Origin of the sequence: Marinobacter sp. (genome assembly GCF_041595835.1) — a bacterium.
Taxonomy (GTDB): Bacteria; Pseudomonadota; Gammaproteobacteria; order Pseudomonadales; family Oleiphilaceae; genus Marinobacter.
On the sequence record NZ_JBFHJO010000073.1, the window covers coordinates 1 to 8,211 of the forward strand.

Here is an 8,211-nt window from a genome sequence, read left to right on the forward strand (position 1 = left end):
GGGCGCTTCTGTTTCTGAACGCGACTAAACTGCAACAAATCTATACATGGCACGCCATGCTAATCTTAAAAAATCAGTCATACTAAATGGCGGTGGAGTCAGTCTGAACCATACTGTTATACAAGCCGGCTAACAGCCCTCCAGAACGTCATGACAAACGAGCTGCTAATAACAAAATGCATAAAGCGTTTGAAGTAGAAAACCACCTGGGATTCCGGATTCTACGCTGGGTACTGGCTGTCGCCCTGCTAAGTGGAATGGCCGTCAGCACCGTTCAGGTTGTGCTGGATGCCCAACGTGTCTCATCAGAATTAAAGCACCAGGCCGACCAAACCATTGCCATGGTGCGGGATGCCGCTACTCAAGCCGTTTTCAGCATCGACGAAACACTTGCTCAGCAAGTGGTTGATGGCCTCTTTGCTTTACAAGCGGTTCAACTCGCTCGTATTTCTCACCCCGATGGCAGTGAACTAAGCCGCCGCCAGCGAAAACCTCAAGACGTCGAATTCCGCCCAATTACAGATCTGATTTTCGGTAATGTCTGGGAATATCATGAAGCTTTGCGTCGTGCGGACACCCCTGACATCATATACGGGTACCTGGATATCCACTTTGATACCGCTCCGGTCGCAAATATCTGGCTGACCCGCGCACTTGTTACCTTTGCCTCCGGCATGGTCATCGCACTCATTCTAGGCCTCACACTGTTTGTTCTTTTCAACTGGTTGCTGGCCAGCCCTCTGCTTCGGATTGTTCACTCTCTTAAAAAAGTCGATCCCGCGCACCCTGATGATCGCTTGCTCAGCATCCCCAGAGGACACGAAGCCAACGAACTCGGGCTTTGGGTCAACGCCACCAACAACCTCCTTGTGGCCATCGCCGAAAGCCAACAAAAACATCGCGAGGCAGAAGATAAAGTAAGTCGCCTTTCACGCTTTGACACCCTTACCGGGCTGCCCAGCCGTGACGCGTTCATGGAGGAGCTGCGACAAGACATCGAGGCTGCTCAAGCTCGCCAGGCATCCCTGGCACTCATCGTTTGCGGTATTGACGATTTCAAATCCATAAACGATCAATGCGGGTTTCGAACCGGCGACACCATTCTGAAAACCGTTGCCAGCAGGTTAGGCGCCACGCTGCCATCCGACAGGTTCAGCATTGCCCGCCTGGGCAGCGATCAATTTGTCATTCTGGAAAAGACCGTCCGAGACAGTTTTCAGGCCGCAGAAACTGCAGAAAAACTACTCCTTAACCTCGCCTTACCCATCAAGGCAGGCAATCACCGCATATCCATGACCGCGACACTCGGCATTGCCATATATCCTTCCGATGCCAGCGAAGCCGACCGGTTACTGCAAAGTGCCGAACAAACCATGGCTTTGGCCAAACAGAATGGCCACAACTACTTTCAGTTTTATGTCGCCAGCATTGATCAGGAAATCCGCGAACGGAAACAAATGGAAAAAGACCTGGCGCAGGCCTTGGAAAACCAAGAGTTCCATTTGGTGTACCAACCCCAGATTAACCTTGAGACCAAGCGAATTATTGGTGCAGAAGCCCTGCTGCGCTGGAATCACCCGGAGCATGGCCTGATTCCACCTGATGAGTTCATTCCCGTCTCCGAAGCCAACGGCTCAATCGTAGCAATCGGCCAATGGGTTCTGGAACAGGCCTGCTGGCAAGCCTCGCGCTGGGCAAGCGCTGGCTCATACCTCAGAATTGCGGTGAACCTGTCAGCGGTTCAGTTACGACAAGATTCCATCGTTGACGACATTCTGGCCACATTAGATAAGTTTAAAATCCCCGCAGGCCGCCTGGAACTTGAAGTGACAGAAACCAGTTTCATGACCAACATGACCGACGCTGTTGCCAAACTACACAGACTACACAGGGCAGGCATCAGTATTGCCGTAGACGACTTTGGGACAGGGTATTCCTCGCTGACTTACCTCAAGAAGATGCCAGTACAACACCTGAAAATTGACAAACAATTTATTCAGGATCTTCTGATTAACGAGGAAGATACCCGAATTGCTAACACCATCATTGATCTCGGCCGAAGCCTGAATCTCACTGTGATAGCTGAGGGCGTAGAAACAGCCGAGCAAGAGCACTACCTGACTGAGCGCGGATGCAAACTGGCTCAGGGCTATTTCTTCAGCAAACCTTTGCTACCAAAAGATTTTGAGGACTTTGTACAGACATTCCACGCCAATCTGGTAGAAAATAACCCTTAAACCCACCCTGAGGAGTATATATGGGCATGACAACGGTCATCGGCCTTGTGGTCATTGCAGTTATCGTGATTTACCTGGTCTTCATCTACAACAACCTGGTATCACTACGCAATCAGTTCAAAAATGGCTTTGCCCAGATTGATGTCCAGCTGCAACGCCGGCATGACCTCATCCCTAACCTGGTCGAAGCAGCGAAAGGCTATCTTGACCACGAGAAGTCCACGCTCACTCAGGTAATGGAAGCACGAAATAATGCCGTCAGCGCCCAAAAAGATGCGGCAAAAGATCCCAGCGACAACACAAAAATGCAGCGTCTCGGCAGCGCAGAAAACCTGCTGACCAAAGCCCTGGCAAACTTCTATGCAGTCTCCGAGAACTACCCCGAGCTGAAAGCCAACGAAACGATCCAACAACTCATGGAAGAACTGGCCAGCACCGAAAACCGTGTAGCTTTTGCCCGTCAAGCCTACAATGATGGCGTCATGACCTACAATATTTTCCGTGAGAAATTCCCGAACAACATCATCGCCGGAATGTTTGCTTTCAAAGAAACCGCACAACTGCAACTTGAAACCCCGGAAGCCCGTCAGGCCCCGAAAGTCAGCTTCTGAGGCCTGATTCATGGCAAACCCCGGTTTCTTTCAGCGCCAGGCTCATGCCCGGCGCAACACCGGCCTTCTAGTCGTATTATTTCTGACTGCGGTCAGCCTGATTACTCTGGCCGTTTGCCTGGTGGGATACATGGTTACTCGCAGTCAGAGCACCCCGCTTCCCTTCCATCACTGGCTGTTATCCTCCCACGGCTTAACCACAGTCGCCGCCGCCATAGTCTTGATCGGTATCGGCTCACTCATACGCTGGATAGACCTGGCCGGCGGCGGAAGCCGGGTTGCCAAAATGGTTGGTGCACGGCTCATCGAACCCGATACGCAAAACTCCGATGAGCGCAAACTGCGAAACATCGTTGAAGAAATGGCTATCGCCAGCGGTGTCTCTGTACCAGAGCTTTATGTGATGGACCACGAAACCAGCATTAACGCCTTCGTAGCCGGCTACACTCCTGGCGAGGCCGTGATGGTGGTAACCAAGGGCGCATTGGCTCAACTAAGCCGGGATGAACTACAGGGTGTTGTAGGGCATGAGTTCAGCCACATTCTCAACGGCGACATGCGCCTGAATGTCCGCCTTATTTCCATGCTGGCTGGAATTCTGATGATTGGCCAGATTGGCCAATTCTTACTCCGTGCCGGTTTTTACAGCGGTGCCACACGCAGCCGTAACCGGGATGGCCGGGCTCAGGCAGCCATGGGCATGTTAGGACTGGCTCTGATGATCATCGGGTATGTCGGCGTTTTCTTCGGCAGACTGATTCAAGCCGCGGTATCACGCCAGCGTGAAATGCTGGCTGACGCCTCATCCGTACAATTTACCCGTAACCCTGAAGGCATCGGCGGCGCTTTGTTCAAAATAGGAATGACCAGCGGCTACCTGGATACGACAAGTCATGCCAGCGACATGAACCACATGTGCTTTGGTGAATCGGCACGAATGAAGTTCACATCGCTCTTGGCTTCTCACCCGCCGGTAGAGGAACGCATCAACGCCATACAGCCTGGCTTACTGGCACGGCTACGCAGCCGCCTTAGAGATACCGAACCAGGCGCAAAACTTCGCCAGAAAGCAGCACAGGCAGAAAGCGTACGCATGGCCGACCTGGCCAGTCAGGTGGCAGGAGCTGCGCGAGGCACCGCTGGAAACCGGCTTTCGCCTTTGCGCTCGTCGTTTAATGAAAGCGCACGTCAACCAGTCTCCCAGCTCTCCACCCGGGTAGGCACAGTGACACCACAAAGCGAAGCCTTCGCCTCCAACCTGCTGGAACAACTGCCCTCTACCTTTCGCAACCTGCTATACACCCGAGCGGGTGCCATCCAGCTCTGCTACGGGCTTCTGACCTATCACCTATCTGCAGCCGAACAGAAACACAGCCTGGGGCTTTTAACAAAACATCCTCTCCTGGGCGAGCAACCAGACCTGTTAACCAAACTGCTACCAACACTGGCCAAACTAGGCGAGCCAGCCAGGTTTCCGGTATTGGAACTGGCCATGCCTGCTCTTCGGAAGCTTGATAAGGAAGAGCGCCAGATTCTGCTCGCCAACATTCAAAAACTGGTCGCCGCTGACAACCGACTGAGCCTGTTCGAGCTGGCGTTAAGTACATTTCTCAACCGGCACCTGGCACCAGGAGCCGGGCATGCAGTACCTGTGAAGTACCGTAATTATCGCTCGGTCAAACCCGAGATAGAGAGGGTAATCGGACTGTTTGCCCGGGCAGGTACTTCATCAGAACAACAAGCCGATAAGCTTTACAATGAAGCCATCGCAGGCTTCTTCTCTGGCCCACCCGAGACTCCGGCTGGCAAAGTATCCATCAAGGAGCTGAAGGCCACCCTGGACGCCCTGAGCCGGCTTTCACCGTTACTTAAGCCTGGCATCATCGACGCGTGCGGGCACTGCATCATGCACGATGGCAAGGTGGGTGTGCGGGAATATGAATTAATGAGGCTGGTGGCAGACCAACTGGATTGCCCAATGCCACCATTGTAGAACTCTGGGGCCAGACTTCGGCACAACCCTGTAGAACGGGGCGGCCCTTTTTTTTGCGCTAACTACGGCGCAGATATCTCTTAATAGCGGCGCCCCTGAAACAGCATATCCACTGAGGGTTCGGCTTCAGGCGCTGGCAAGCCCAGTTTGTCACGCACTTCCAGGTTAACGTCCCACAAACGATTAAACTTATCCGTCGTTGTAGTTGCTGCATCCTGCTTGCCCAGCATAATGGTCGGGCGCAGGAATACCAGCAAGTTACGCTTCACCCGAGACTCACTCTCAGACGAGAATAAACGGCCAAGGAAGGGAATATCCCCTAACAGCGGCACTTTGCTTTTGGTTACCTGATAATCATCTTTAATCAAACCGCCCAGCACCACGGTTTCACCATCGTCAGCCAGCACAGTGGTTTTGATTTCGCGCTTATTGGTAATCAGATCTGACGCTCCGTCCACGGTAGTTGTGGAAATATCTTCCGTGGTCTGCTCAACCACCAGACGCACCAGACCATCAGCACTGATGGTCGGAGTAACCTTGAGAGACAGACCTACGTCGCGACGCTCAATGGTGGTAAACGGATTGGTAGTGCCGTCTCCGGTGACAGTGGACTCACCCGTACGGAAAGGTACGTTCTGACCGACAATAATTTCGGACTCTTGATTATCCAGAGTAATAATACTGGGAGTAGACAGCAGATTGGCCGCCGATGCCGAAGACAAAGCCTGAATCAGCACACCCCAGGTAATCCCATTCTCATCACGATTACCTGCACCAAACGTTACACCACCACCCAGCTGTGGAATAACATCGCCAACCAGTGCCCCGATCACCGAGTTCATACCAACCATCCCCGAACCACTGGTCAGGTTAGTTGCCAGGGCAGGCAAGGAGGACGCCGCCTCATCTCCGGCCGCCAATTGCACCCCTAACTGGTCGCCCATTTCATCACTGATTTCAACAATGGCAGCCTCAATCATCACCTGCGCACGGCGAACATCCAGTTGAGCAACAATTTGTTCAGCTTCCTGCATGAGTGATGGGTCTCCGCGAACCACCAACGCATTCAAGCCTTCATCAGCGAACACAGCAAAATTGTTGTTCGGATTACCCGTTGTACCTCCAGTCCCGCCAGTGCCGCCACTTTCTTTAATGGCCTCGCCCATCACACCCTTGAGAATTTCTGTCAACGTTTTAGCGTCGGCATGGCGCAACCGAAGCACTTTGGTCGTTCCGCCGCTTGCCGACGGCTGATCCAGCTTACGAATCAGGCCGCGCATTTTGTCCCGAAAGCTTTTGTCGCCGCGTAGAATCAGCCGATTGCTTCGCTCGTCAGCCGTTACATTGTATTTTCTTGCTGAGTTATCAGTACCCGCACGCCCCAACTCATCCGGCGCAAGTTCCTGAAGAAGCTTGACCATATCACCAACCCAGGCCTCAGCCAGCTGAATCACTTCCACTTCGTATTTGGAAGGGCTGTCAAGGTCACGGACAATCTGTTCAATACGCTGAATATTGGAGGAATGATCACTGACAATTAGAGCATTAGCTGCCGCAACACCCGCCAGATGACCGTACTTGGCTACGAGTGGCCGAAGAATAGGCACCAGTTCAAGAGCATTAGCATTATCAATCTGGATAACCCGGGTAATCAGTTGTTCTGACGGCGTGGCATCAAAGCGGTCTAATACTTCTGCAGACTGTTTGGCATCAACCTGTTGCACCACTTTAACCACTTCTTTACCTGGAATAGCGGTAAATCCGTGAACACTCAGTACCGCAAGGAACAAGTCATAAATTTCGTCTTTATTCATCGGCGCACTGGAAAGCACCGTCACCTTGCCCTTTACCCGCGGATCTACTACAAAACTGTAACCGGTGATATCAGCAACCTGAGTAACAAACGCCCGGATATCTGCATCCTTGAGATTCAGCCGCCAGGTCTCTTCCTGCGCATGAGCCACTGAGATCAGCGGCAACAGAAGAGCAAACAAGAGGGCCCTGAGGATATTTGTTTTATGGTTATACATCTGGCGGTATCGTCCTGTTTTAAATTACCCGGTCAGCGCCACTGCTCGGGTATGGCATAACTGACAGTAAGTAGGCTTCCGTTACGTTCTATCTCAATGTCCAGCCTCGGCTGACTGCGCCAATCATCGAAGAGCGCCTTATCTTGTTCCAGATCACCCAAACGCTGGCCATTTAATGCGGTGATGACATCCCCCGGGCGCAGATTCACTGCGTTGAGCATCGCATTCGAACCATCATACACATAACCCGACTGACCACTTTCATCAGCGGGGCTCAACCCATATGCTCTAAGAGCCGCAACGCCCTGCGTTTCCAGCTGAGCCCTGGCATTCGCCAGGATAACATCAGGAGACGCCGTCGGCCGAGGCTGCGGCGTCTCCGCCACAATGCCCTCAACCCCCAGGACCTCTTCAAAGGCCAGCGACTCGTAACGCCCGCCCCGCCTGATAAGAATTCTGCCCTGCTCTACCTCGGCCAATTCCGCGTTGCCTGGCAACGTATCACCCACCCGGTAGTATTCAGTATCTCCGTTGCTTCCGGCAACTATAGCACCGGAGTCCTCCGGGCGCTGCCCTAACAATACCCCCTCCAACCTCAAACGGAGACCGGTTTCTGGCGCCGAATTTCGTATTACATCAGCAACACCCGTTTGGGTTTCAGGCCGACCAAACAACTCGTAACCCGCAACCGGTGGAAGATTTCCGCGTTTGAAAGCATCAGCACCCGTAGACATCTGCCCATAAATTTCCGGCACAGGCCTGTCCTGCCATGCAAACAGCCAGGTTACTCTGGCCAGCTCCACACCCAGATAGATAACCAGCACGATTAATAACAGATTAGCCAAAGTGCGAGACACTCGCTCTTGCACCTGCGTTGAATCGTGGGACATTCTACAAGCCTCCCGGCAGCAAAGGCTGCCTGACCCGGAATACAACATCGCCCGGGCTGGCGTTATCAGGCCAAGGCTGCTGAGCCAGATCGACCATGCGTTTGTAGACGCGAATCTCCATCATGCCATCCCAAAGGATGCTGGCATCAGCTGCCGGACCATCACCACCTTGTTCAGAAATTTCCAGGGCAACTCCGCCATCAACTGTATCAAGGTTAGCCTGCATAGGTGGAAATAGCGCCTGGCCAGTCTGATTACCCATAGGCCAGGAGACCATCCCTCCGTTCCAACGCCCCACTCCCTCGGCGTGCTGCATGCGCTCATCAGCCCATCTGAGCGTCAAATGATCTATCGTAACCTCACCGTCAATCATTGCACCGCCACTCTGGCGGATTAAATCTTCAAACTCAGAGACGGCCACAACACCGCTGGCAGACAGTTCAAAACTAC

At 53.0% G+C, this 8,211-nt stretch carries 5 protein-coding genes and 1 pseudogene; 3 read left to right on the forward strand and 3 right to left on the reverse strand.

Translation table 11 applies throughout. The features are described 5' to 3' along the window. Positions 1 to 176: 176 nt before the first annotated feature. The 3 genes from ABYA77_RS14225 to ABYA77_RS14235 are packed head-to-tail and all read left to right on the forward strand — an operon-like array spanning position 177 to position 4,841. Positions 177 to 2,237, forward strand: coding sequence for a putative bifunctional diguanylate cyclase/phosphodiesterase (locus ABYA77_RS14225; RefSeq protein WP_372966626.1), 2,061 nt, complete (start codon positions 177 to 179; stop codon positions 2,235 to 2,237). Between the two features lie 26 nt (positions 2,238 to 2,263). Continuing rightward, the gene (locus ABYA77_RS14230) at positions 2,264 to 2,848 is read left to right on the forward strand and encodes a LemA family protein (protein WP_372966627.1); all 585 of its coding nucleotides are present in this window, start codon (positions 2,264 to 2,266) and stop codon (positions 2,846 to 2,848) included. Between the two features lie 10 nt (positions 2,849 to 2,858). Continuing rightward, positions 2,859 to 4,841 (forward strand): M48 family metallopeptidase, encoded by a 1,983-nt coding sequence (locus ABYA77_RS14235; protein WP_372966628.1) that lies wholly within the window; start codon positions 2,859 to 2,861, stop codon positions 4,839 to 4,841. An 80-nt stretch (positions 4,842 to 4,921) separates the two neighbouring features. Here the strand turns inward: ABYA77_RS14235 and gspD are convergent, their stop codons facing one another. The 3 genes and pseudogenes from gspD to ABYA77_RS14250 form a co-directional block, all read right to left on the reverse strand. Next, positions 4,922 to 6,871, reverse strand: a complete 1,950-nt coding sequence (gene gspD, locus ABYA77_RS14240) for a type II secretion system secretin GspD (RefSeq protein WP_372966629.1) — start codon at positions 6,869 to 6,871, stop codon at positions 4,922 to 4,924. 32 nt (positions 6,872 to 6,903) lie between these two features. Continuing rightward, entirely contained in the window at positions 6,904 to 7,761 is an 858-nt protein-coding gene (locus tag ABYA77_RS14245) for a type II secretion system protein N (protein ID WP_372966630.1), read from the reverse strand. A gap of 1 nt (position 7,762) precedes the next feature. Continuing rightward, positions 7,763 to 8,211: pseudogene (locus ABYA77_RS14250) on the reverse strand (hypothetical protein); the annotation flags it as partial.

Bases quoted from the DNA above. Each gene is read 5' to 3' on its own strand.
- ABYA77_RS14225 (WP_372966626.1), top strand. From the start codon at position 177: ATGCATAAAGCGTTTGAAGTAGAAAACCACCTGGGATTCCGGATTCTA.
- ABYA77_RS14230 (WP_372966627.1), top strand. From the start codon at position 2,264: ATGACAACGGTCATCGGCCTTGTGGTCATTGCAGTTATCGTGATTTAC.
- ABYA77_RS14235 (WP_372966628.1), top strand. From the start codon at position 2,859: ATGGCAAACCCCGGTTTCTTTCAGCGCCAGGCTCATGCCCGGCGCAAC.
- gspD (WP_372966629.1), bottom strand. From the start codon at position 6,871: ATGTATAACCATAAAACAAATATCCTCAGGGCCCTCTTGTTTGCTCTT.
- ABYA77_RS14245 (WP_372966630.1), bottom strand. From the start codon at position 7,761: ATGTCCCACGATTCAACGCAGGTGCAAGAGCGAGTGTCTCGCACTTTG.